The 22,868-nt window shown below is 54.4% G+C and carries 25 protein-coding genes and 1 pseudogene; 16 read left to right on the top strand and 10 right to left on the bottom strand.

The window, feature by feature from the left end:
* Positions 1-81: 81 nt before the first annotated feature.
* From J7412_RS18795 to J7412_RS18775, 5 genes are read right to left on the bottom strand one after another with little or no spacing between them, the layout of a single operon-like run.
* Positions 82-1,545: an aldehyde dehydrogenase gene (locus J7412_RS18795; protein WP_209080359.1), complete on the bottom strand. Its 1,464-nt coding sequence runs from the start codon at positions 1,543-1,545 to the stop codon at positions 82-84.
* Positions 1,546-1,568: 23 nt separating this feature from the next.
* A complete protein-coding gene (locus tag J7412_RS18790; RefSeq protein ID WP_209080357.1) occupies positions 1,569-2,606 on the bottom strand; it encodes an LLM class flavin-dependent oxidoreductase in 1,038 nt (345 codons plus the stop codon).
* A 5-nt stretch (positions 2,607-2,611) separates the two neighbouring features.
* Positions 2,612-3,529, bottom strand: coding sequence for a flavin reductase (locus tag J7412_RS18785; protein WP_209080355.1), 918 nt, complete (start codon positions 3,527-3,529; stop codon positions 2,612-2,614).
* On the bottom strand, positions 3,526-4,359 hold the full coding sequence (locus J7412_RS18780; RefSeq protein ID WP_209080346.1) for an alpha/beta hydrolase: 834 nt from the start codon (positions 4,357-4,359) through the stop codon (positions 3,526-3,528). The genes J7412_RS18785 and J7412_RS18780 overlap by 4 nt, the downstream gene beginning before the upstream one ends.
* Positions 4,331-4,933 carry an amino acid synthesis family protein gene (locus J7412_RS18775; protein ID WP_209080344.1) on the bottom strand — a complete coding sequence of 201 codons (603 nt, stop codon included), beginning with the start codon at positions 4,931-4,933 and terminating at the stop codon, positions 4,331-4,333. Before J7412_RS18775 ends, J7412_RS18780 begins: the two co-directional genes overlap by 29 nt.
* 104 nt (positions 4,934-5,037) lie before the next feature.
* On the opposite strand from J7412_RS18775, the gene J7412_RS18770 reads away from it, so the two are divergent.
* The 4 genes from J7412_RS18770 to J7412_RS18755 all read left to right on the top strand — a co-directional run bounded on the left by J7412_RS18770 (position 5,038) and on the right by J7412_RS18755 (position 6,901).
* Positions 5,038-5,724 carry a GntR family transcriptional regulator gene (locus J7412_RS18770; protein ID WP_209080342.1) on the top strand — a complete coding sequence of 229 codons (687 nt, stop codon included), beginning with the start codon at positions 5,038-5,040 and terminating at the stop codon, positions 5,722-5,724.
* Positions 5,725-5,726: 2 nt separating this feature from the next.
* Positions 5,727-6,014: a DUF1330 domain-containing protein gene (locus J7412_RS18765; RefSeq protein ID WP_209080518.1), complete on the top strand. Its 288-nt coding sequence runs from the start codon at positions 5,727-5,729 to the stop codon at positions 6,012-6,014.
* Positions 6,015-6,045: 31 nt separating this feature from the next.
* Entirely contained in the window at positions 6,046-6,441 is a 396-nt protein-coding gene (locus tag J7412_RS18760; protein ID WP_209080340.1) for a carboxymuconolactone decarboxylase family protein, read from the top strand.
* A gap of 286 nt (positions 6,442-6,727) precedes the next feature.
* Entirely contained in the window at positions 6,728-6,901 is a 174-nt protein-coding gene (locus J7412_RS18755; protein ID WP_348540513.1) for a TRAP transporter large permease subunit, read from the top strand.
* 824 nt (positions 6,902-7,725) lie between these two features.
* Here the strand turns inward: J7412_RS18755 and J7412_RS18750 are convergent.
* On the bottom strand, positions 7,726-8,313 hold the full coding sequence (locus tag J7412_RS18750; RefSeq protein WP_209080329.1) for a TetR/AcrR family transcriptional regulator: 588 nt from the start codon (positions 8,311-8,313) through the stop codon (positions 7,726-7,728).
* 117 nt (positions 8,314-8,430) lie between these two features.
* Here J7412_RS18750 and J7412_RS18745 point away from each other — a divergent pair, with 117 nt between their 5' ends.
* The 3 genes from J7412_RS18745 (at position 8,431) to J7412_RS18735 (ending at position 11,324) form a co-directional block, all read left to right on the top strand.
* A complete protein-coding gene (locus J7412_RS18745; protein ID WP_209080327.1) occupies positions 8,431-9,093 on the top strand; it encodes a glutathione S-transferase family protein in 663 nt (220 codons plus the stop codon).
* A 188-nt stretch (positions 9,094-9,281) separates the two neighbouring features.
* Complete coding sequence (locus J7412_RS18740; RefSeq protein ID WP_209080325.1) at positions 9,282-10,298, top strand: AraC family transcriptional regulator; 1,017 nt, start codon at positions 9,282-9,284, stop codon at positions 10,296-10,298.
* 99 nt (positions 10,299-10,397) lie between these two features.
* On the top strand, positions 10,398-11,324 hold the full coding sequence (locus tag J7412_RS18735; protein WP_209080315.1) for an alpha/beta hydrolase: 927 nt from the start codon (positions 10,398-10,400) through the stop codon (positions 11,322-11,324).
* Positions 11,325-11,486: 162 nt separating this feature from the next.
* Here J7412_RS18735 and J7412_RS18730 read toward each other — a convergent pair whose 3' ends face one another.
* From J7412_RS18730 to J7412_RS18715, 4 genes are all read right to left on the bottom strand, one after another.
* Positions 11,487-12,452 carry an SDR family oxidoreductase gene (locus tag J7412_RS18730; RefSeq protein WP_209080313.1) on the bottom strand — a complete coding sequence of 322 codons (966 nt, stop codon included), beginning with the start codon at positions 12,450-12,452 and terminating at the stop codon, positions 11,487-11,489.
* 21 nt (positions 12,453-12,473) lie between these two features.
* On the bottom strand, positions 12,474-12,791 hold the full coding sequence (locus tag J7412_RS18725) for a hypothetical protein (RefSeq protein WP_209080311.1): 318 nt from the start codon (positions 12,789-12,791) through the stop codon (positions 12,474-12,476).
* Between the two features lie 9 nt (positions 12,792-12,800).
* Complete coding sequence (locus J7412_RS18720) at positions 12,801-13,217, bottom strand: hypothetical protein (protein ID WP_209080309.1); 417 nt, start codon at positions 13,215-13,217, stop codon at positions 12,801-12,803.
* Between the two features lie 171 nt (positions 13,218-13,388).
* Complete coding sequence (locus J7412_RS18715) at positions 13,389-14,444, bottom strand: hypothetical protein (RefSeq protein WP_209080307.1); 1,056 nt, start codon at positions 14,442-14,444, stop codon at positions 13,389-13,391.
* Between the two features lie 121 nt (positions 14,445-14,565).
* Between J7412_RS18715 and J7412_RS18710 the strand changes: the two genes are divergently transcribed.
* From J7412_RS18710 to J7412_RS18670, 9 genes and pseudogenes are all read left to right on the top strand, one after another.
* Entirely contained in the window at positions 14,566-15,087 is a 522-nt protein-coding gene (locus J7412_RS18710; protein ID WP_209080305.1) for a TetR/AcrR family transcriptional regulator, read from the top strand.
* 22 nt (positions 15,088-15,109) lie between these two features.
* Complete coding sequence (locus J7412_RS18705; protein ID WP_209080298.1) at positions 15,110-15,502, top strand: nuclear transport factor 2 family protein; 393 nt, start codon at positions 15,110-15,112, stop codon at positions 15,500-15,502.
* Between the two features lie 74 nt (positions 15,503-15,576).
* A complete protein-coding gene (locus J7412_RS18700) occupies positions 15,577-15,882 on the top strand; it encodes a hypothetical protein (protein WP_247744008.1) in 306 nt (101 codons plus the stop codon).
* A 199-nt stretch (positions 15,883-16,081) separates the two neighbouring features.
* Positions 16,082-16,817: pseudogene (locus J7412_RS18695) on the top strand (IS5 family transposase).
* Positions 16,818-16,976: 159 nt separating this feature from the next.
* Positions 16,977-18,875 carry a PAS domain-containing methyl-accepting chemotaxis protein gene (locus tag J7412_RS18690; protein WP_209080294.1) on the top strand — a complete coding sequence of 633 codons (1,899 nt, stop codon included), beginning with the start codon at positions 16,977-16,979 and terminating at the stop codon, positions 18,873-18,875.
* 31 nt (positions 18,876-18,906) lie between these two features.
* Positions 18,907-19,755, top strand: coding sequence for a protein-glutamate O-methyltransferase CheR (locus J7412_RS18685; protein WP_209080292.1), 849 nt, complete (start codon positions 18,907-18,909; stop codon positions 19,753-19,755).
* Entirely contained in the window at positions 19,752-20,237 is a 486-nt protein-coding gene (locus J7412_RS18680; protein ID WP_209080290.1) for a chemotaxis protein CheD, read from the top strand. Before J7412_RS18685 ends, J7412_RS18680 begins: the two co-directional genes overlap by 4 nt.
* Before the next feature lie 3 nt (positions 20,238-20,240).
* Positions 20,241-21,854, top strand: coding sequence for a chemotaxis protein CheW (locus J7412_RS18675; RefSeq protein WP_209080288.1), 1,614 nt, complete (start codon positions 20,241-20,243; stop codon positions 21,852-21,854).
* A 460-nt stretch (positions 21,855-22,314) separates the two neighbouring features.
* A complete protein-coding gene (locus J7412_RS18670; RefSeq protein WP_209080287.1) occupies positions 22,315-22,545 on the top strand; it encodes a hypothetical protein in 231 nt (76 codons plus the stop codon).
* The last annotated feature ends 323 nt before the right edge of the window (positions 22,546-22,868 follow it).

Genomic DNA, 22,868 nt, shown 5'->3' with positions numbered 1-22,868 from the left:
TTCCTCCCTTTGGATGGACAGGATGAGGCAGCCCACTGACACATATGCGGCAAGCTGCGAAAAATCGAATTGTCGGATGGATCAGCGCATCACGAAGGGATCGGGGATCGGATCGTCAGATGTACGCAACCACACAGATTTGCTCTTGGTGTATTCTAGCGCGGCCTCAATGCCGCCTTCACGCCCGTGTCCGGATAGGCCATGCCCTCCGAAAGGCGCAATCGGGCTGACTGCGCGATAGGTGTTGACCCAGACAATACCTGACCGGATCGCCCGGATCATCCGATGGGCGCGAGTCAGGTTCTGGGTAAACAGACCGGATGCCAGACCAAAGCGCGTATTATTGGCAATCTCGATGGCCTCTGCCTCATCCTTGAAGCTGACAACCGACAGGACTGGACCGAAGAATTCACTGGTCAGACTGTCCGCCTCACGCGCGTCGTCGCAATCAAGGATCGTTGGCGGGAAATAGAAACCTTCACGATCCAGCGCATCACCTCCCGTAACCACCTTGGCCCCCTGCCCGACCGAACGCGCGATCAGATCAAGCGCCATGTCGCGCTGACGTTTTGTGCAAAGCGGCCCGACTTCGGTGGCAACGTCATCCGGTGCGCCAATCACCACGGCCTCAGCCTTTTCCTTAAGCCGGGCCAGGAACGCGTCCTTGATGCTTTCTTGGACCACCAGCCGTGATCCGGCAACGCAACTTTGACCAGTGGCGGCAAAAATACCCGAGACCTGAGCATTTAAAGCGCTTTCAAGATCGGCGTCCTCGAACACAATGAACGGTGATTTTCCGCCCAACTCCAAAGAGGTCGAGGCAAGATTCTCAGCCGAGTTACGCACAATGTGACGCGCCGTGTCCGGTCCGCCGGTAAAGGCGACATGCGCCACCTTTTGATGGCTGGTCAGGGTTGCGCCCACATCGGGTCCGCCAGTGATAACGCTCAGTACACCCTTGGGGAAACCCGCCTGATCAAAGATGCGCGCGAACTCCAGCATTGGCGCAGGGCCCTCTTCGGAGGCTTTCAGGACAACGGTACACCCCGCCGCCAAAGCGGGACCGATCTTGACCGCTGACAAGAACAGTTGCGAATTCCACGGCACCACAGCGGCAACCACACCCACCGGCTCGCGACGCAGCCACACCTCCATGTCGGGTTTGTCTATGGGCAGGTGTGCGCCCTCGATCTTATCTGCCAGACCAGCGTAGTAGCGATAATACTCCGCCACATAGGCGATCTGTGCGCTGGTCTCGCGGATGATCTTTCCGGTGTCGCGGGTTTCCAGCTCCGCCAGACGTGGTGCTGCCTCGGCGATCAAATCCGCCAACCGCGTGAGCAATTTGCCCCGCGCGGTGGCTGTCATGTCCGCCCATTCGGCAGAGAAGAACGCAGCCTCAGCCGCATCAACGGCGCGGTTCACATCTTCGGGCGTGGCCGCAGGCATCTTGGCCCAAACCTTGCCAGTAGCCGGGTCAAGGCTGTCGAACTGTGCTGAGGCATCTTCGAACGCGCCGCCGATATAGTGCTGAAATTGCTGCATTCTTCTTGTCCTTTCAGGGCGCTTTACCGAAACGCTGGCATTACGTCGTTGATGAACCGTTCAAGCGACGCCTTCTTGCGCTCAAAGGTCATCGAGCTGTCGATCCAGAACGAGTATTCGTCATAGCCCAGCTTTTCATAGCCTTTTAGCCGCTCAATGACCTTGTCCGATGTGCCGATAACCAAATCGCGCTCTATCGCTTCTGGCGAATAGATCGGATGTGCGGCGATTTCAGCATCGCTCAGAGGCTCGATCAAACCCTGTGTAATGTCACGCTTGTTCATAAACCACGCGCCAAAGTAGCAGTAGAAGCGATTCAGCTCGACCGCGCCCAGTGTGGCATCGTCGTCGCTGTCGGCCACATAGGTGTGCTGCAGAAGCATAATCTTGGGGCGAGGTTGGTCCGAATGTTTCTCGCAGGCCGCATTGAACTTGCCCATCAGGTCAGCAATCTCTCCATCTCCATTCCACAGCGGCGTCACCTGCACGTTACAGCCATTGGCTACAGCGAACTCATGGCTGTTGGGATCACGCGCTGCAACCCAGATCGGCGGGCCGTCCTGCTGCAACGGCTGCGGAGCCGAAGTGGTCTTCGGAAATTGGTGGAACTCGCCCTGATGTTCGTAATCGCCCTTCCAAAGCGCCTGAACGGCGGGCACCAGCTCACGCATGCGTTGACCGGCCTCCCAGGCGTCCATACCCGGCATCATCCGTTCGTATTCAAAAGAGTACGCACCACGCGCGATACCCAGTTCCAGACGACCATCGACGATAATGTCGGTCATCGCTGCCTCGCCGGCCAAGCGGATCGGATGCCAGAACGGCGCAATCACCGTGCCGGTGCCAAGGCGTACGTTTTTCGTATGACGCGCCACATCTACCAGATTGAGCATCGGGTTGGGAGCGATGGTAAAATTCATACCGTGATGCTCGCCCGTCCAGACAGCATGCATACCGCCCTGATCGGCGATTTTGCACAACTCAATGAACTCGTCATACAGCTGCTTCTGATCCTGATCAGGAGAAATGCGCTCCATGTGCACAAAAAGCGAAAACTTCATTGGGGTTAACTCCCTTGCGAAAGCGGTCGTACTTCGCCGCTCACTTGATTGCCGTAATACACACCGAAATTGCCCATGCGGCTCTCTCCGGCGAACCGTTCGAGCATGGTGCACATGGCGGGATCCGCGATGTCCATCAGGGTCGAGACGGTCAGCTCGGTAAAGACCCCGCGCGAGGGCGTACCTTCGGCGGTTTGACACAGGAACGAGATGTGCTGATGTTCGCGCGCTGCATCTTCATAAACAGAGTAGATGAACCCAGGTTCGGCGGTAATTCCGAGATCATCAATCAACCGGGTCAGGGCAGCAGATGCACCGTCCTTGCGAACCACAACCTCGGGCAGCGTAAGACGGCCCGCGCCGTTGTCGACCAGCAATACCTTGCCTTCATGTTCAATCAGAGCCGAAACCATCAGATCGGCCTGATTGCTCAGGGCTTCTACTTCGGCGGCTGGTGTAACGTAAGCTCCGCGGGCATATCCAAGACCAGGGGCTGTCTCGTTCTCGAATGCCTCAACTTCACCGATCAGGATCAGGTGATCGCCCGCGTCCACGGTTTTGAACATAGAACAGTCAAACCATGCCGAGGTGCCGTCAAAGACCGGAGACCCATGCGGCCCCGCCCGCCAATCCACAGCTGCGAACCGGTCTTCTACAGGACGGGCGAAAGTGTTGGACACGTCGATCTGCCCTTCGGACAGAATGTTGACTGCAAATCCCCCTGCCTCAGAAAACGTGGTGTAGTTGGACGACGAATTGGCAAGGCAAACCAGCACCAGCGGCGGGTCCAGCGACACCGACGTAAAAGAGTTCGCAGTGAAGCCCACAGGATTTCTGTCTGCATCTTTGGTGGTGATAACCGTCACACCGGTCATGAAAGCGCCAAACGCGTTACGCAGGGCGCGGGGATCGATCTCGCTCATGATGTCTCTCCTTGGGCTGTTGCGACGGCTGTTGTGGCAAGCCAGTCGAGCAAAACGGCGTTGACAGCGTCTGGCGCAGTCAAATTGACCATGTGACGATGGCCATTGATGACAATAGCGCGCCCAACCTGCGCGGCGTTGGCCATTGCCTCCGCCATGGCAGGCGAAGAATTCAGGTCTCCGTCGCCAGTGATTGCAAAAAGCGGACAGGTAATGTTGCCAAGACGATCCGAATAGGTTTCGTCGCCACGCGCGAAAGCCCCATAGGCCGTGGCATATCCGTCCAGATTAACCTGACCCAGCCAGTCTGAGACATGTACACGCGCAGCCTGATCTTCAGCGCCGTCCCCAAACCAGCGGGCCAATGGCGTTTCCAGATCAAACCCGCCCGCGCGGATCACGTCAGCACGGGCAATGACAGCTTCGCGGGCCTGCTCGCTGCGACGATATACGCCGTTCAGCAAAGCCACCCGTTCAAGTCGCTCTGGATAGGTCGCAGCGAACCCACCAGAAATCAGCGCCCCCATAGAGTGACCTGCAAGGCTTACATCATCCAATTCCAGAACATCCAGCGCCCCACGCAGCCACTCGACGAAATCAGGCAGTTGCGCACCTTCGGGCAAGGCGGAAGATTTACCATGCCCAGGCATATCCAGTGCAATCACGCGGTGGTTTGCCGACAGCGCTGCGAATTGCGGACCCCATGCGGCGGACTGCATACCGACCCCATGGATCAGCACAACCGGCGTGCCGGATCCGGCCTCACGCCAGGCCAACGTGCCAGCTGGCAGGTCGCAGGTCTTATAGGGCGGCAGGATTGTCAACGTCATGACCCAGTTCCTTGAGATCCTGATACCGGTCGCCAATACGGTGATGTGGACGCCCGCCAATCGAAGCCCCCAGAGCCACAACGATCTCATCGGGACCGGGGGCATCAGCCACCTGCAGCGCGATGGTGAGGTAATGGCTGCGTTTGCCGCCATCATTTTTATCCATCAACGGGATTTGCAGCGGCGCGTTCGCTGGTCCACGTGTGTTGGTAAACGCAAGATAAGATTTCGCGCCAACCGCCTCGCGGTAGTGATTTCCGAAGCGCAGCGTATGGATCAAAGCTGACGCATGCTCGACTTCGCCATTCACACCAACGATGGCTGACTTTCCGTAACCTTCGACCTTGTCGCCGCCGCCGGCGGCATCCAGCACCATTTTGGTAAGCAATTCACCCAGACCCGGAGCACAGTCGTAAATTTCTGGACGCAGATCTTCAACAAAGCCCTGACCGGCCCAGGGATTTTTGATCACGGCGATAGCAGCAATCATCTTCAACGGAGTCTCTGCGGCTTCCCCCCCTTCGATCAGGGTTTCTTCGACATGCAAGAGCGTTTTGCGGATTTCAGCAGGCATGAGAGCACCTTCGTTGTGATTCGTTGGGTGCAATATGGTATACCATAAGACCGTTAGTCAATAATATCTTGCAGCTACCCCCCTGCCCTGATAACCAAACCATTATGAGCAAAACGAAACTTTCCCCGATCGAACAGCCCCCGGCGACTCTGCGCGACATGGTGCAAGAGCGTATGCGCGAGGCAATTATCGAGGGTCACTTCAAACCGGGGGAACGCCTGGTCGAACGCCCGCTATGCGAACAGCTTGGGGTCAGCCGTACCGTCATTCGCGAAACCATCCGCTATCTTGAGGCAGAGGGGTTAGTCGACATCCTCCCCGGTCGCGGCCCGATTGTGGCGCCGATGAGCCGGGGCGACGCGCGACAAATCTATGACATCCGCCTAATGCTGGAAACCTCGGCCGCCGAAAGCTGTGCTCGCAACATAACGCCCGAACGCGCAGAGCGACTGCAGGCGGCGCTGAACCGGCTGCAACGGGAACGCGACGGTGCCACCCCCGGCGAGCTATTTCGCGCCTCGGCCGATTTCTATTCCGAGATTTTCGAAGGGGCCGGCCATCATATTGCATGGGAGATCGTGCAACGTCTCAATGGCCGTATCAGCCGACTTCGTATGATGACCCTGTCTTCGAACGACCGTGAACGCTCAGGCGCGGAACATATGCAGGCCATCTGCGACGCCATCACGTCCGGTAAACCAGACGCCGCTCGTACTGCAGTCAGCCATCACCTCAGCGACACTCGCGCCATTGCCGAACGGCTTTTGGCGGAACAGGACAAAGCGACTTGACCATGCCCAAGGCCTATTGGATTGCAAATGTCACCGTGACCGACCCGGAAAACTATGCCGGATATCAGGCCCTGGCCCCCGCTGCCTTTGCCGCCCACGGCGCGCGCTTTCTGGCGCGCGGGGAGGCTGAAACCCTGGAAGGCAGAGACTGGCAGCGTCGCGTTGTAATAGAATTCGACAGCATCCATGCCGCCCGAGCATGCTACGACAGCGCTGAATACCGCGCTGCCCGCGCCAGCCGCGCCGAGGCCTGCGAAGCCGATGTCGCAATTATTGAAGGGCTCGACTGAGCGCCAGATTTACTCTTTGAAAGGATAAGACATGACCGATCTGTTCGAGACAGGCCTGAAACAACGCAAGGCAACACTGGGCGCTGACTATGTGGAAAATAACCTTGCCGCAGCGGATGAATTTACCCGTCCCTTCCAAGAGGCAATGACCGAATGGTGCTGGGGGTTTGGCTGGGGTGACGAGGCCATTGACGCCCGCACACGATCACTCATGAATCTGTCGATGATCGGCGCATTGGGCAAGATGCACGAGTGGGAGCTGCACCTGAACGGCGCGATCAACAACGGCGTCACATTCGAAGAAATCCGCGCGGCAATCCATGTGATCGCCATCTATTGCGGTGTTCCACAAGGGGTGGAGTGCTTCCGTGTTGCGCAAAAAGTTCTGGAAGAGCGCAATCTCCTACCCTCTGAGACCCACGCCTGACAAATAGTCGATAGGCTACCCCTCTCCGCCACCCTCTATTTGGTCCTCGTCGGAAGTTTCTGAATCGAAGGTGGCAGGCAACGGATCTGTAGTGATGGGCGTGTATGCTACCGCACACCTCAGCCCGCGGGGTCTATTGGCGCGCATCCTGCGCTCATAAAGTCACCCGATCAGATCACAGGCATAGTCACATCAAACTCCTAACCATAAAAGAACATTAATAACCAGGCGCAATTCAGCACGTTTAGATAGGGCTTAAAATGCCCCAAGGCGGCAGTATCGGCTTATTACGCAACCTGTTGGCATGGTGTTTTTTGTACTGTCTCGCGCGTGCAAAGTGCTATTTGTGCAGTGTGTAGGAGTCACTCTGCCCTTCTTAGTTCCGCTGATTGGCGCGCTCCTATTGCTCATTTTCATTCCGCAACTGGTGCTTTGGCTACCTGAACTGCTCTATGGATGAGGCATATCACGAAGTTGCGCTACTCGTACCAGAGTCAGCGTTCTAAGTTACCACTATTCAGCTTTGGACTTCGTTACCGCCGCAGTGTTTCACATTCGGTTGGTACAAGGACCAAGGGCCGCGCAGTGATTTACCTCGGCGGGGCAATCGATTGAATATGAGAGACTTTGGTCCGTCTGAATTTGCTGGATGGAATAGGTGTTGTTGAGAGATAGAACAGCGCAAATTGGTGCCGCCCAAATGCATTTTGTGCCCTTTTTTCCTCCAATGTCGACCTGTCACTTGTATTACTTCACCCTAACATCTCCGAGGTCTACCGTAGCAAGGTCGCCAATCTGACGGAGACGCTGAACAATCCTGCGACCAAAGCCGAAGCGACGACGATCATCCGGTATTTGTTGGAGGAGATCCAGCTTACCTCTCACACAAATGCCATGGAGATAGAGCTTGTTGGGGAACTGGCTGGTTTGATTGCATTAGGCCAAACAAAAACGGCCTCGGAGCGCTTGCTTCGGGCCGTTCTGATCGATGGTTGCGGGAGCACGCAGCCAACGATACCGAACCATTTTTACCGGCCGCTTATATTCACTCGCATTACCTTTGTCCTCCATCTTTCGAACCTAAGCAGACATCTCCACCGCTTTCAGCAAACTACCCCTATGAGCCCAAAGTTACGAATGCTGCGCCTAAAACCAATGTCCGCTCTGCCGAAGAGCGGGCAAAAAGGAGAACTGTAACATCTGATTTCCCCAAGGTGTTACGGCGCAAAGGTCATAAGTGATTTCGTGACTAAATTTTGCGTTCATAGGCCGAAGCAAGGCGTGCTACCCAACTGCAAATTGCCGCAAGAAAATGTCGGCGCTCTCACTGGCAACGCTTTGCAAATTTTCAGGCGCGGTGACGGAAGTTTCGTGCGTCAAAAGAGGAACAAATATCGTCGCCTTGAAGAGCGCCAATAGGCGATCAGACGCAACGTTCGGATCGCTTTTCTTCAACTGACCGCAGGCCATGGCGCCTGCCAAAAACTCCGCGAGCGGCGCATCGATCAATGCGAACTCCTTGTTGAACTGGCTGGCAAAATCTGGGCTCCGCATCAGTTCTCCAATCAGCACTCTTGCCCCGTTCATGAATGGTTCGTCCGTTACATGATGGTAGTAGATACGCAGTGCCTCCAACACCTGACCTTCCAATGACCCATTGGGATCAAACTCTGGGATATGCATGTCGGAGAGGGTTTCCAAAACGCAATCGGTTATCTCTCCAAACAGTACCTCTTTGCCTTCAAAGTGCTTGTAGAGCGTTCGCTTTGAAACGCTCGCGGTTTCTGCGATTCGTTCCATCCGTGCGCCATGAAGCCCCTCTTCGAGGAAGACCGCCATGGCTGCACTCAAAATATCATCTCTTTTTGTCATTCTTTACATCATTTTAGACTTGTTCCGAACGCTAAGTATACGAAACCGTCTACATCAATGCCCGCACACCTTATGTAAACGATATCGTATACACTCTAGCTCAGAAAGACCATCTCCATGCTTCTCTATGATGCCAACTCTCCAGGTCCGAACCCTGCAACCGTTCGCCAATTCGTGCTGGAACGAAGTGGTCTGTCGATGGATGTCACTCACATTGACCTCCAGAACCTGGCCAACCGCGAACCCGATTACGTGAACAATGTGAATGCCCGAGGCGAAGTCCCGGCCTTGCGTCTGAAAGACGGCTCGGTAATCACCGAGATCACCGCTATCTGCGCCTATTTTGACGAAGTTGCAGAAGGCGGCACTTCTCTGTTCGGTGATACACCCGAAGAGCGTGCCGAAACAAATATGTGGACACGCCGACTCTATGGTGAGGTACTGCTTCCGGCCGTTACTTGGTGGCGCGGAACCGATGACGCTATCGCATTTTTCAAAGGCAATCGGCTGCCCGCGACAGACGCTATGCCCTGGATGAAAGCACAGGCAGAACGCGGTCTTGAGCAGCTAAACAAAGACCTTGAAGGCAGAACCTTCATTGCCGGTGACCGTATGACCATGGCAGATATCCTCATGAATTCGTTCATGACGCCGATGTCCTTTGTCATTCCATGGCTGACTCGTCCTGATCTGGAGAATGTTCAGCGCTGGCGTGAGATGATGGCCGCGCGTCCGTCAAGCCAGCAAATGATGGAACCACTACCCACCAAAATCGGCTGAATAATAAACGGTTGCGTTCCAATGTGAGCCCACCTGCCTTCGAGCCAAAGCATGACAGACAGATGACCGCTTAGTTGTAATCTGTGAAACATATTTTTGGCGCGTTCTGCGGCTAACTTGGCGGGTGGTGCGATAAACTTTCTTGGTGTTTGAGGCTATGCTCAGCCACGACACCAAGGACAACGCAGATGCCAACACCCGACCGAATAAAGACGCCCGACACTTTCTGGAAAGCGATTGAGAGCCTGTCGATCAGCCGCGCTGCGCTCTTGCGAGATGCAAAACTGCCCTCAAGCGTGTTCTCGTCAGAAGGGCGTATGACAACGAAGCAACTCTTCGCAATGTGGGAGGCCCTCCAAACTCTGGGAGGTGATGATATTGGCCTCGCACTAACGGAAACGATGCACGGAGCAACCTTGCCGCCGTCCTTTCTTGTCGCGTTCCACGCAAAAAACGTTGGGGAGGCTTTGCACCGTGTTGCGCGTTTCAAAGCGCTGTGTGCTCCTGAAGAGTTTCTAGTGGCGGTCGAGGACGACTGGTGCGCCGTGACAACGGTTTGGACCTATGCACAGCAGGCAGAACCCAACGCGCTTACAGACGCGACCTTTTCATTTCTTGTGAATATGGTCCGGGCGGGAACTGGGAAATCAATATCGCCTAGTGGTGTCGAGCTACGTCGGAACCGAAGCGACCGACTAGAGACCTGGTTCGATTGCCCCATTGCGTGGAACGCTCCCCGCTCCCGAATTAGTTTCAACACAGCAGACTTGGAGATACCCTTCACCAGCTACAACAGCGAGCTTCTAGCGATGTTGGACGCTGCACTCGATGCCGATTTGAACAAGGCCGAGAACACCACATCGCTCACCGATCAAGTCCGTTGGCACCTGCGTCGCGCTCTGACCGCCGGTCGCCCGGAACTATGCAGCATCGCGCGTGAGATGGCCATTAGTGAGCGCTCCTTGCAGCGTCATCTGAGGGGCGAAGGACACAGCTTTAAGTCTCTGTTGTCAGACACGCGACATCAACTAGCCTGCGAGTATCTCGACGAGCCCGATTTCGACATCAGCGAGATCGCATACCTTCTAGGATACGAGGACCAGGGTTCATTCTATCGAGCCTTCCAAAAGTGGGAACACCAAACCCCAGCGGAATGGCGCTCCCGCCATCCAGACGGCCGGGGCAAGGTGCCAATCGACACCTAGCGTCCGCTTTTCTCAAAAGACCTGCACCATGAACCGCTTCCAACGGGCTCCAACGGCCGGCCCCGAACAATCAAACACGCCAATCAAAGGAGAACAAAAATGACTGGTCAACCAACCCCAGAACAACTTGCAACGCTCAAAGCGGTGGCCCGTGGCTATGTTTCCATTGATGGAGAGCGCGCGCCTATATTGGAGACGCCCAAGGACTACGGAATGGAGTTTGAAGATGTCACGTTCACTGCCGATGACGGCATTAAACTAGCAGCTTGGTTCATCCCTGCTGAAGGGTCCGACAAGCTGATCATTTGCAACCATCCGGCCACCCTCAATCGTTATGGATTTCCGGGTCATCTGGAGCCTTGGAGCAATTTTCAGAATGTCGAGGTGAAGTTCGGCAAGGTGCACAAGGCATTGCACGACGCGGGCTACAACGTCCTAGCCTATGATCTTCGCAACCACGGCGAAAGCGACTCCGCCCCGGACAATGCTTGGGGACAGGGTTTCTCCGACGAGTACAAAGATGTCATCGCGGCCTTTGACTACGTCAAGTCGCGGGAAGACTTGCGAGAAATGAAAGTTGGCCTGTTCAACCCGTGTGCTGGTGGTGGCGCAGCGATCCACGCCATGTCCGAGCGCCCGGAATACTTCGAAGATGTGAAAGCGTTTGTCTGCGCCCAGCCTGCATCAATCAATATCATGTCCAAGGTCGCCCTTGATGGCATGGGTCTGGGAGAGTTCTTCGATACGTTTGCGCAAGAAGTCGAAAGCGTGAGGGGGCTGAACCTGAATGAGATGACGCCCCATCTGTTCGCCAAGAACATCAAAATGCCGACTTATATTGTGCAGAACAAAGATGATGTCTGGACTGTCCCGGAGGACGTGCAGACCACATTTGACCTGCTGCCGAACCCGGGCAAAAAACTGCACTGGATCGAAGACGGCGATACGCGCCGCTTCATCGGTTACAACTTCTTTGGTGAACACCCCGAAACGATGATCGAGTTCTTCGGCAAGCATATGAGCTGAAACTAACATAGAGGAAGGCGCGGCCTCCCGTATCTTCCTCGAGGATAGTCTCGCCAACTTCTGAATGGTGCTTCATTTGAAATGATCCAGCATTCGTTACGATTGATCAACCGTTCGTTTTGTTACGCTACAGAAACAAGCAGTCGAAACTGTATACTTTCCTTATGAGACAGTTTCTTGTTTCTGGATCGACCAGCTTGTACCGGCCTCCGTTTCGGAAAGCTCCCAAAGCTGCGCGGCCTGAACCGGGTCTAGCACGCTCTTCTCCAACATGCTTTCGCCAACCGGGCCGACCATTTCGGCGCGTTTGGTCGGGCCATAGTATGCGGCAGGTTTCAAGTTCTCTTCGGTTGCACACAACACTTCGGGCCAGGCGCCCCGCTCGGCGGATTGCGCCAGTGGAGACAGCAAGGTGAACAAGACTCTGGTCATTCGGTTCGCCTCTTCCTTAGACAGCGTCGTGCGCGCCGCGCCTGGGTGGCAAACGTGGACGGAGACCGGCAGGCCTGCTTCGGCGACACGTCTTTCCAGTTCGTACGCGAACATCATCTGCACGAATTTCGAATGGCAGTAAGTGGTATGTGGGTTGTAGTTGCCGTCAAAATTCATGTCTTCGAACTGCACCCGCTTCAGTCCCATCTTGTGGCCGTTACTGCCAACAACAACAATACGCGCCTGACTTTGCACCAGCCGGTCAAACAGCAACCGAGTTAGAAGGAAATGGCCATAGTGGTTCGTGCCCAGCTGGCTCTCGAACCCGTCCTTCGTGAACTGTTGGGTCGCAACCTGGGCAATGGCGGCATTTTCGATCAGAGCGTCGATTTGCGGCACTTCGGCCAATGCCTGATCGGCTGCGGCGCGTACCGAGGCAAGGTCGGCCAGATCCATAAGGATTAATCGAACATCGGCCTGAGGGCCGAATTCCTGCTTCAACGTGGCGATTGCAGCCTCGGACTTTGGTTCGCTGCGGTTCAGCATGACGACACTTGCGCCTTTGGACAGGAAAACCCGGGTCGCCTCGTATCCTGCCCCCGCGTTGGCACCGGTAATGACGATGGTTTTGCCGGTCAGATCACCAACACGTTCGGGGGTCCAGCCCTTGGGGCCGAAAGGGTTTGGATGGGTCATTGGAGATATCCCTGTAATTTTTTAGAAACTTGGGCTGCCCATTGCATTCCCAAACAGAATGCTGGTCATGACGCTGACAACCGTCAAACCCATGAACATGGCAACCATCGAACCGGTGTGAGAAATCTGAGCCCTGCTTAGGCGCAGCATCACGTAGCCGATCAAGATGTTCGTCAGCCCCCAAAGGACGTTGACGAGTGGTGAAGACAAACCCACTCCGGGTGGTGTGGCAAATGGGGATGGAAAAGCATTGCCCATGACCCCAGCCACCAAATGTGGCACTGCATTTCCAAAGAAGAAGCCGACGGCAAAAGCGGCCAGATAGTGATACCATTTCATCGGTTTTGCCTACCTTCTGCTAAGCGTCTTTGCGGTGACAACGGGGGCGTCAGTCAGAAAGATCTCCATGGTACTGCCTTGCGCCCGTTTCTCGATGGCGCCAGCCAGCATGAAGCCGGCTCCAAGCTTTTTCAGAGCATCGGCATAGGCCTGATCCACTGCAGGGATGATCTCATCCATGTCCTTCGGCGGGGCAGCATCGATGTTTGCCACAACACTGTCCAGTCTGAGCTGTCCGCTTGGATCAGAGAGGAACACGCTGTGCCATGAACGCTCGCCGTACTGGTAACGGCGGCAGAAAACGCGATCATCTACGGTCACAAACATCAAGCGGATGAAACGGTGGGTATACCCGGCACGGATTTCATGAACACGGGTCTGATTGACCAGATTGGCCAGCTCGGATTGCGTTTGCGGTTCTTCCATTGGACCTCTCAGAGTGCGCAATAATGGGTGAATGGCGGTTCCGACTATGAGTTTCGGAATGCCATTCACCACGTTCCACAGAGATGCCTTTGCCATCTTCCGGGCCTTTCTCTTGACATATGAACCTGGCGACAATCGGCGCCAAATCCTCAGTGCCTTGGCTACTCCACTTTATTTGTTGAAGAATTCCGCCGCTGCGTCGCAGGACGCTTTCACGGTCTCTGGCTTCCAATAGAAGTCAACGTGGCTGAATTCATCGAAAGCGCGAACTTCTGGGTTGTTTGTCAGACGGTCAATGAAATTGGTTGAACAGATTGCTGTCGCCGCGTTCGGTCCATAGATCACCATCGTCGGTTGGGTGATCTTGTCTGCATAATGCTCACCAATCGAAATCAAAGACTGCATGGGCTGGTCGCCGATGTGTTCATTGGTGAAGTTCTTGACCTTTCCTGGGCCTGCGACGCCATCCTTGCCATAATAATTATAAGTGTCGTCCGACATCGGAATGCCCAACGCATTGTACTCTTCCCGCGTCATGCTGTCGTCCAGGACGTTTGGCCAGCAGTAGTCCGCTTTGCCAATTTCATACATCTTCTGCTTGGAGGAATTTGCTGCTGCGATCATTTGATCGGCAATGCCACGATCACCCCACTGGAAAGCGTCAGCTGCCATCATGCCAGACACTGTGACGATCTTCTTGATCCGATGATCTGTAACTGACGCAGAGGCAATGATGGAACCACCCTGACAGACGCCGAGACCATAGATCTCATCGACGAACGGAAGTGTCCCCAGATAGGAAACAGCATCCCACGTGTTTTCGATCAGCCGGAACATGTAGCGTGATTTCATATGTTCGCCGGGAAGCGCCGGAGAGGAGCCCATGCCCATGTAGTCAAAGCCAAGATAGATAAAACCGCGCGCGGCCATTTCGGGGCCGTAGGTCGCTGGAATCTGGTCCTTGACCTGCGGGAAGGGGCTGGCACCGACAATGGCCTTGTAGGTCTTGGCCAGGTCGAAGTCTTCAGGCAAATACAGATCGCCCACAAGATCGAGGCCGAAGGATTTGAATGTGACGGGGTTTGTACCGGGCTTGAAGGACATTTCAGAAGCTCCTGCGTTGATGGGAAGGGATGTCTGTTTTGCGCGTGCGCCCCAGCCCGCGAAGGACATCAGGGAGGCAAGCGAGGCGGTTTGGATGAGGTGGCGTCTTGAGAGATGGTTCATTGCCGTGGTCCACTGGTTTCCAGGATCGCGTTTCGCCTTCCCAAAAGTAAGTCACTGTGTTTACTTATGTGGAGTGAGTGCCTCTTGTAAACATATAATTTTACTTTTATGATCGAAGATCGTGAAACGCACTGAAAAGAAAAGGAAAGGTATTATCGATGCGGCGATCGATGAGTACCGAGAGCAGGGATTTCTAGGGACCAAGACCACCTCAATCGCCAGAAAAGCGCAGGTTTCGAGTCGCACGTTCTACAATCACTTCGAGAGCAAGGAGGCGCTGTGGCGGTACATCACAGTCATAACTGACGAGACCGCAATCGGTTTGAACCGCATGGTTCTGTCAGAGGTGATCCGGGATTTTGACCGCACTCGTTCGTTTTTTAGTGAAAGCGAAACACACGACTATCCCGTCACGCTACTGATCAGCGAAGCATGGACGCGGGCGCGCTTCGCAAGGCGGATCCGGCATTCGCGACCAACCAACTGCTTGCTATGGTCAAAAACTTCTATTTCTGGCCTGAGTTCTTTCTTGGTGAAAACTCGACGCAAAAAGAAGTACGCGACGACTGTATTGCGATGTTCATGTCGCATTACAAAGCAGGCGGCTGAAAGAAGAAAAAGCAAAGTCCATTTGTTGGCATGACCAATGAAAAAGGAGATCTATAGTGACATCAGCGGAAAAGACCGCGCACGTGCGTAGATATTTCGAGCTTCTCACGGCATCGGTCATCGATTGCATCATATCGCTTTTTGACACGGAAGCACACGTGGTGTCCCCGTTTCTTGGCAAGATGAACCTAGCTGACTTCTTCAAGAAGCTGGGCGACGCCTCCTCTGCAAGCAAACTCACAGTATTTGACGTTCTTGTCGGCGAATACGGAGATAGTGCTGCCACTCATTTTGAGTATGACTGGACATTGAAGAACGGCGATCAGATCGTTTTTCAGGGCGTAGACTATTTCAAATTCTCTGAGAGTGGCAGGTTTGCGTCTATACCGATCTTTTATGACACACATCCCGTGCGCAATGACGTAGGCGACAAGTACGCATCGGCTTAAAACAACGGCGGCTTTGGCGGCGACAGAAAGTAAATTAAAGCGAGGACAACATGATTATCCGTTGGTGGCGAGCAATGGCAGGAACTGATGACGTATTGGAGCAATATGCTGATCATCTAAAACGAACGACGTTCGTTGAAATGGCACAGCTTCCAGGACATTTAGGGGCTGCCCTTGCGGTCAAAGTGAACGGTCAACACAACGAACTTGTGGTTACGAGCCTTTGGTCTGACCTCGCTTCTGCAGGGCACTTCGAGAAAGGCGATTTTGATGACGCAGTGGTCAAACCAAGCACCCAAAAGCTCCTAAAATCGTTCGATTTGAAAGTCGAGTACTTCGAAACCGTAGTAGCGACGGGCGCCTTGACTGACGACGGCTAAAGTTCGCAGCTGCCCCTTATGCATTGTGCAAACAGCAGACACTCTCGCGAACCGCAGCGAACACGATTTTCCGCACATTCTGCATGAGTTCAACATTTCGAATGTGCAGAAAGAACGGTTTGGAACTTCGCGCTAGCGTCAGGACCCTTTGATTTCTGCTTGGCTGCGTGATTCACGGTTCGAAAATCGAGCGGTGACCATGTCTGACCTTTTTTGGTTGACGGATGCGCAGTTGGCACGTCTTGAGCCTTTCTTCCCCAAGTCCCAGGGCAAACCACGCGTTGATGATCGACGTGTGTTGAGCGGCATTATCTTCATTAATCGTAGTGGGTTGAGATGGCGCGGTGCCCCTTCGGTTTATGGCCCATACAAGGCGCTCAATAACCGTTGAAAGCGGTGGAACGACAAAGGCATCTTTGCCCAGATGATGGCTGATCTGGCTGCCGAACACGGTGAAGAGAAGATCGTGATGATCGATGCAACCTACCTAAAGGCCCACCGTACCGCGACCAGTTCGGCGTAAGAAGGGGCGTGGACGCTTGATCGGTCACACCAAGCAGCGCGCCATCTGCGACAGCCGGGGGCGTCCTCTCAACCTGATCATCATCGCCGGTCAGGTCGGCGATTACATTGGTGCGCGGGTACTGCTGAGCGGTCTGCCCGATGTCAGTTGGCTGTTCGGGGATCGAGGCCATGACGCCGATTGGTTCCGGGAAGCGTTGGAAGGCAAGGAGATACGCGCCTGCATCCCTGGCCGGAAGCAGCGAAAGAAACCGGTTCAGTACGACAAGCGTCGTTACCAACGGCGCAACCGGATCGAAATCATGTTCGGCAGGTTGAAGGATTAGCGTCGTGTGGCAATCCGCTATAACAGGTGCCTGAAGGTCTTCCTGTCAGCAATCGCCCTCGCAGCGATCGTTATCTATTGGTTATGAGTCCTGACCCTAAAACCCTCTGAGTAACAATGAAAAACGCGCGGGCATTTGCTGATTATTTTAAGAATATGCCTCCCCGCAAAACAACCTAAAATAGCCAAATCTTAACCTGTCTCCCGTCATTTTCGGCTCCGGGATTATTTCTGAAAGGGCCAAATCATGGGTGCGCGTACAGCGACTGGGGCAACGGAGCCAACGGATACAAATACCGATCTGCAGGGGGTTGTGGATGCGATCAACCGCGTGCAGGCGGTAATCGAGTTTGAACTCGATGGGACCATTCTCAACGCGAATGAGAATTTTCTGACAACCGTCGGATATGAGCTGAACGAGATTCAAGGCAAGCATCATCGTATGTTCTGCGAGCCAGCTTATGCAGCTTCGGAGGATTACCGTGATTTTTGGATGCGCCTTGCAACCGGAGAATTCTTTGCGGGTGAGTATAAGCGGCTTGGCAAAAACGGGGCCGACGTTTGGATCAATGCGTCCTACAACCCTATTTTCGATGCGGACGGCAAACCTACCAAAGTTGTGAAGTTCGCCACAAACGTAACCGAAGAAAAACGCCGGATTGCAGAGCAGGACGGTAAGATGGCTGCGATCAGCCGAGCGCAGGCTGTGATCGAATTTGATCTGGATGGCACCATTCGGTCAGCCAATGAAAATTTCCTGACTACGGTCGGATACGCTATGGATGAAATCCGCGGCCAGCATCATCGGATGTTCTGCGACCCATATTATGTAAGCACCGCTGAATACCGCAAATTTTGGGAAGACCTTGCCGCTGGTGAGTTTGCGGTCGGCGAATACAAGCGGTTTGGTAAAGGCGGTGCCGAGGTTTGGATCAACGCCTCCTACAACCCGATTTTTGATTCCGATGGCAAGCCTTTCAAAGTCGTGAAATTTGCCACCAACGTGACCGAAGAAAAGCTGCGCACGGCAGAGCAGGATGGCAAGATGGCGGCCATCAGCCGGGCGCAGGCAATGATCGAGTTTGAGTTGGATGGCACAATCCTGACTGCCAACGAGAATTTTCTGGCAACCGTGGGATATTCGATGGAAGAGATCCGTGGGCGCCATCACCGAATGTTCTGTGAGCCTGCCTATGTAAACTCTCCGGCCTACACCAAATTCTGGTCAGATCTGGCTGCGGGTGAGTTCTCTGCAGGGGAATACAAACGCTTTGGTAAGGACGGCGCCGAAGTTTGGATCAACGCCTCCTACAACCCGGTGTTTGATGCGGACGGCAAACCGGTGAAAGTGGTCAAATTCGCCACTGACATCACTGCCGCGAAACAGGTGGAGAAAGAGGTCACCCGCATTGCAACGCGGTTTGCGGATCAATCCAGCGGGATTTCTGAACAAGCGCAAACCGTGGCCAGCGGGGCGCAAACCCTTGGCTGCACCACGGAAGAAATCAGTGCCTCTGTAGAGGAACTGAGCGCTTCCATTGACTCGATTGCCCAAAACAGCAACCGCTCTGATGAAATTGCACAGAAGACCAAAGAAGAAGCTGATCTGGGTGCAAAGGCGATCGAACGCTCCATCGAGGCGATGGATCTGATCAACTCCTCCTCAGAGGAGATCAGCGAAATTGTGAAGACAATCAGCGAAATTGCCAGCCAAACCAACCTGTTGGCATTCAACGCAGCGATCGAAGCGGCCCGCGCAGGCGAACATGGCCTCGGCTTCTCTGTTGTGGCGGATGAAGTGCGCAAACTGGCCGAACGGTCTTCGCAATCTACCAAGGAAATCAGCAAGCTGATCAACGACACTGTTAAGCGCGTGACGCAAGGCAGTGAGGTCTCCCGCGAGGCCGGTGCCGCATTCACCAAAATCCTCTCGGGGATTTCGGAAACAACGGACTCCATCACGCAAATATCCGTTGCGGCGAATGAACAGCAGACTGCTGCACGGGATGTGGCCGAAGCCATTCAGAGCATTGTTGACGCATCTGAGGAAGCCGTTGTGGCCTCCGATGCGATTGCCGCTGCGACGGTGGATTTGAGTGGCGGGGCTCAAGAGCTCAAATCGGAAGTTGCGAAGCTGGGCGGCTGATCTGTCGCACCACTCAAGGAAAGGGCTTTTGATGACATCACATGTTGCAGAAACCAGCATGAGCGACAGCGAGTTCTCAAAACTGCGCGCAATTGTGCATAAGACGACAGGCATCACGATTGCGGAGAACCGCCGGTCGATGCTGATCAGTCGCTTGCGCAAACGCCTGCGGGAGGTGGAGGAGCCGAGCTTCTCCTCCTACATCTCCCGGCTCGCCAATGACCCTGGCGAGATGCAGGAACTCACCAATCGGGTGACAACAAACGAGACCTATTTTTATCGCACGCCCCGGGTCTGGGATCATTTCACAGAAACGTTCCTGCCGGAGTTCCACAAGACAGCCGGTGGGCGAAAAATGCGGGTCTGGTCTGCTGCTGCGTCCACGGGTGAGGAAGCGCATACGGTTGGGGTGTTGCTGGAGCAGCAACGCCTTCAGCACCCTGGGTTTGACTACAGCGTGCTGGGTACGGATGTGTCGTCCCGTGTTTTGGATATTGCCCAGACCGGTGTTTACAACGGGCGTGCAATCGCCCGTTTCCGCACCGCGCAACCCGAGCTGTTTCAAAAACACATGAAGGGCGATGACACCAATGGCTATAAGGCCGTACCTCAGGTGCGATCACGGCTGAAGTTCAAGCTGCACAACCTGCTCGAAAAAATGAGCGGTGCGGGTGGTTTTGACGTGGTGTTTTTGCGCAATGTGCTGATCTATTTCACCCCTGAAGATCAGGAGAAAATACTGGCTCATGTCAGAAGAATGATCCGCTCCGACGGTGTGCTTTATATTGGTGAGAGTGAAACACTGACCAACCTGAGCACCGACTTTTCGCAGGTCGCTCCGATCATTTACCAGCCCACAGCGCGCGCGGGGGCGGAATGACGACGGCCGCAAATGAAAAACTGCATGTCCAGATCGGGCAGGTCAAAGTCGGCCGAGAGGGACAATCTCTCACGGCCATCCTCGGATCCTGTATCGGCCTGGGCCTGCTCTACCCGGCAGAGGGCATCTTTGGTTTGGCGCATTGTCTGCTGTCAAAGTCCGGGAACAAAAGTGAAAAGCTGAGCGGCCGGCATGTAGATCAGGCGTTTTGGTCGTTGCAATCAATGATGGATCTCAACGCCTCCAACATTCGCAAGGTGAAGGCACTGATCGTTGGTGGCGCGAATATGACCATGCCTGCGGACACCGATCCCGCTCGATTGGTTGGCAGTATCAACGCCAAATTTGCCTATGGAGTCCTGCGACAGGCGGGGCTGCGCAACATTTATGAGGACGTCGGTGGCTTGCAAGGACGGCAGGTGACGATTGACTGCACCAGCGGGGAGTTCACCGTCGCACACATCCCGCGACTGGGAGAATAGAATATGGATTTGACTTTGGATCAGCTATCTACAGCGCTGAAAACCTCCGATGGACTGGCTCCGATTGGGCAAGAGCCAACTCCAGCCACGGAACCGACGTCTTTTGCCTCAACGCCAAAACCCGCGCGGAGAGCGCAAGAGAAGCAACAAAAAGCGATCTACGGCTCCTTCATGATCGGAGAGACCGAATTCGCCATTCCGGTGTCATCGGTCCAAGAAGTGGTGAACGAGCCCAAAGACATTTCACCTGTCCCTTTGTCCCCTGACTATATGCTTGGGCTCTTCAATCTGCGCGAAAAGATCGTTCCGGTAGTCGATCTGCGCAAGCTGTTGGAATACCCGGAGGCACCCAAGGACAAGGCTGGTAAGGTTGCGATTATCGAACATGGGGCACATAGCATTGGCCTGTTGTTTGACCGCACAAGCGAAGTTCTTAACGGCAAGGATGCAGCGCGAGTTGATTTCAAGCCCAACGATCGTGGCATCAAAGATATTGTTATCGAAGGCGTTTTAAAGTTTGAGGGTGGCGACCGGCTTGTCCAGATCCTTGATCCTCAGGAGCTGCTGAACCTGGAGAAACTTCCGCGCAGCAACAGCAGTGCAGAAGCGAGCCGTCAGGCATTTTCACGGGGCAAACGCCACTCCTGCATTTCGTTCCAGACCGGTCACACCTCTTGCGCCATTGATCTTCGTTTCGTGAAAGAAGTGCGAGAGTTGCCTAAGCTGGATCAGTCGCTCTTTGCGCATGGTCATATCCTGGGCACCGCAAATCTGCGCGGAGTCATCTTGCCGGTGATCGATTTCCGCAGCTTTCTCGGCGATGAGCCGGTGATCGAATTCACCCAACCGCCGCAAGAACGGCGCATGTTGGTGATTGAGACACCAGAAGGGCCTGTCGGTCTGATGGTGTATTCTATCGACAGCATCCTGCCCTACTACGAAGATGAGATTCTTCCGTTTGCAAAACTTGCGCTTCCTTGTGGGGATCTGGTCGAAGGCTGTCTGATTGATCAAGAAAATCGCATCGTGATGATGATTAAGCCGGAAATGCTTCAAGAAGACAAAGGCTTTATGGAAGCCGCAAAGGCATGCCAGGAGATTTACCCGCCAGAAGCAGACAGCAGCGAAACATCCACAGATCTTCGCGGAACCACTCGACGCACGTTCATTCAGTTCACCTTCGACAAACGCTTCGCGCTCGAAACATCAAAGGTCAGCGAAGTCATTGAGCGCCCTGCGGAATTGCTGGAGCCTCCCTTTGCACTGAAATTTGTAGAAGGGATCATTAACCTTAGGGGCGATCTGATCACACTGCTCAATCCACGTCTCCTCTATGGCATGCCTCCCACCAAGACAGCCGACCAAAAGGTGTTGATTTTCAAACACAAGGGGCAGAGGTTTGGGATTTTGGTAGACTCCGTGGATGAGATCATCATGACCACTGAAAATCAGATTGCTGCGCTCAAGCCCATCGATAAGCAGAACACCGAAAGGAGCGTTGCCGAAGATGTGGCGGGCTGCATACAGCACACCAATACGTTTGGCACGCTGAACTCCGTACTGATTTTGGATACGGATGCCCTCGTGACACGCTGCTTGAGGTCTATGGAGCAGTAGGGTGGTTCTTCGTTCTGTGGTTTGGAATGAGAAGCGGCGGGGCGTTATCTTGGTCTGCAATTTCTAATTCCGTCGAAATTGGGGGCGTTTTAGGCTCTGTCTGCCTCATAGGGCGCACCGATTTCAGAGGGCTGCTTTCGGCTGTCTTGGCCCTGCAAAAGGGTGGCTGTTGCGTTAATAGCAACATTGGGTACGTTCAGTGTTTTGAGTTGCCGATCCCGCGTAGATCGCCATTCAAACACCACCGCTTCCCGCGCGATACCAACCTTTGCGCCGCCGGCGCCACGCTGGGTGTGGCGACAGTCTTGGCTTCAGGTACGCTCGTGACGCTGAATGCAGAGGCACCTTCTGCTATGGCGCCTTTGCGGGCCTGAGTTCGACAGCCGCGGCGGTCGAGACGTTTGACTATACGATCTCAGATGGCAACGGGGGTTTGGTTACCGCGACAGTGAAAATTACTGTGGATCCAGAGCCGTCAGTCAATCTGCTTGGTCAATGGGAGTTCAATGGTGATAGCACGGATCTGATTGCCGGGAACACCGCACTTGCCAGGAGTGGCGCTCAATTTGGGCCGAGCGCCGCGGTGCTGGACGGCGTCAATGACTTTGTTGAAATCACAAGCCTTGGCGCTTGGGTACGTCACAAGCCAGAAGTAATTATGGCGATGCAGACCGGCTGCAGGATTTCCTAGATGGGCAGGTAGATAGTTTCGTCTTCGCTGACGGTACCTTTTACGATGGATTGTTCTAAAGCAGTATCCAGGATTCAGGGAGTACGCATTGAATGAGCCGCATCTGATAGAAAATACGCGCTTTGTTTGTCTATTGATTTGGCGTGGCAGGATGAAGGTGTTCGGCGCGAAGTCTTTATGCTCTGCAGTCCCGTTTTGTTCGTTATCAGTAATTGCGTGCCCCGCAACCAGTGCTCTAGAACATCAAACAGCCGCAGGGCGGCTTTGTTCGTTTTAGGATGCCCCCAAACACAAGAGACCAGCCAGTTTGCCAACCAACTCAA

It is taken from the genome of Shimia sp. R9_3 (assembly GCF_017743755.1).
Lineage (GTDB): Bacteria > Pseudomonadota > Alphaproteobacteria > Rhodobacterales > Rhodobacteraceae > Shimia.
This window is presented reverse-complemented; position numbering and strand designations above follow the sequence as displayed.

Excerpts from the sequence above, each read along its gene's own strand:
- J7412_RS18770 (WP_209080342.1), top strand. The coding sequence starts at position 5,038 with ATGAGCAAAACGAAACTTTCCCCGATCGAACAGCCCCCGGCGACTCTG.
- J7412_RS18750 (WP_209080329.1), bottom strand. The coding sequence starts at position 8,313 with ATGACAAAAAGAGATGATATTTTGAGTGCAGCCATGGCGGTCTTCCTC.
- J7412_RS18785 (WP_209080355.1), bottom strand. The coding sequence starts at position 3,529 with ATGAGCGAGATCGATCCCCGCGCCCTGCGTAACGCGTTTGGCGCTTTC.
- J7412_RS18775 (WP_209080344.1), bottom strand. The coding sequence starts at position 4,933 with ATGCCTGCTGAAATCCGCAAAACGCTCTTGCATGTCGAAGAAACCCTG.
- J7412_RS18790 (WP_209080357.1), bottom strand. The coding sequence starts at position 2,606 with ATGAAGTTTTCGCTTTTTGTGCACATGGAGCGCATTTCTCCTGATCAG.
- J7412_RS18720 (WP_209080309.1), bottom strand. The coding sequence starts at position 13,217 with ATGGAAGAACCGCAAACGCAATCCGAGCTGGCCAATCTGGTCAATCAG.
- J7412_RS18765 (WP_209080518.1), top strand. The coding sequence starts at position 5,727 with ATGCCCAAGGCCTATTGGATTGCAAATGTCACCGTGACCGACCCGGAA.
- J7412_RS18675 (WP_209080288.1), top strand. The coding sequence starts at position 20,241 with ATGGATTTGACTTTGGATCAGCTATCTACAGCGCTGAAAACCTCCGAT.
- J7412_RS18730 (WP_209080313.1), bottom strand. The coding sequence starts at position 12,452 with ATGACCCATCCAAACCCTTTCGGCCCCAAGGGCTGGACCCCCGAACGT.
- J7412_RS18760 (WP_209080340.1), top strand. The coding sequence starts at position 6,046 with ATGACCGATCTGTTCGAGACAGGCCTGAAACAACGCAAGGCAACACTG.
- J7412_RS18700 (WP_247744008.1), top strand. The coding sequence starts at position 15,577 with ATGGCAGGAACTGATGACGTATTGGAGCAATATGCTGATCATCTAAAA.
- J7412_RS18685 (WP_209080292.1), top strand. The coding sequence starts at position 18,907 with ATGACATCACATGTTGCAGAAACCAGCATGAGCGACAGCGAGTTCTCA.
- J7412_RS18745 (WP_209080327.1), top strand. The coding sequence starts at position 8,431 with ATGCTTCTCTATGATGCCAACTCTCCAGGTCCGAACCCTGCAACCGTT.
- J7412_RS18690 (WP_209080294.1), top strand. The coding sequence starts at position 16,977 with ATGGGTGCGCGTACAGCGACTGGGGCAACGGAGCCAACGGATACAAAT.
- J7412_RS18725 (WP_209080311.1), bottom strand. The coding sequence starts at position 12,791 with ATGAAATGGTATCACTATCTGGCCGCTTTTGCCGTCGGCTTCTTCTTT.
- J7412_RS18780 (WP_209080346.1), bottom strand. The coding sequence starts at position 4,359 with ATGACGTTGACAATCCTGCCGCCCTATAAGACCTGCGACCTGCCAGCT.
- J7412_RS18735 (WP_209080315.1), top strand. The coding sequence starts at position 10,398 with ATGACTGGTCAACCAACCCCAGAACAACTTGCAACGCTCAAAGCGGTG.
- J7412_RS18680 (WP_209080290.1), top strand. The coding sequence starts at position 19,752 with ATGACGACGGCCGCAAATGAAAAACTGCATGTCCAGATCGGGCAGGTC.
- J7412_RS18795 (WP_209080359.1), bottom strand. The coding sequence starts at position 1,545 with ATGCAGCAATTTCAGCACTATATCGGCGGCGCGTTCGAAGATGCCTCA.
- J7412_RS18715 (WP_209080307.1), bottom strand. The coding sequence starts at position 14,444 with ATGAACCATCTCTCAAGACGCCACCTCATCCAAACCGCCTCGCTTGCC.
- J7412_RS18740 (WP_209080325.1), top strand. The coding sequence starts at position 9,282 with ATGCCAACACCCGACCGAATAAAGACGCCCGACACTTTCTGGAAAGCG.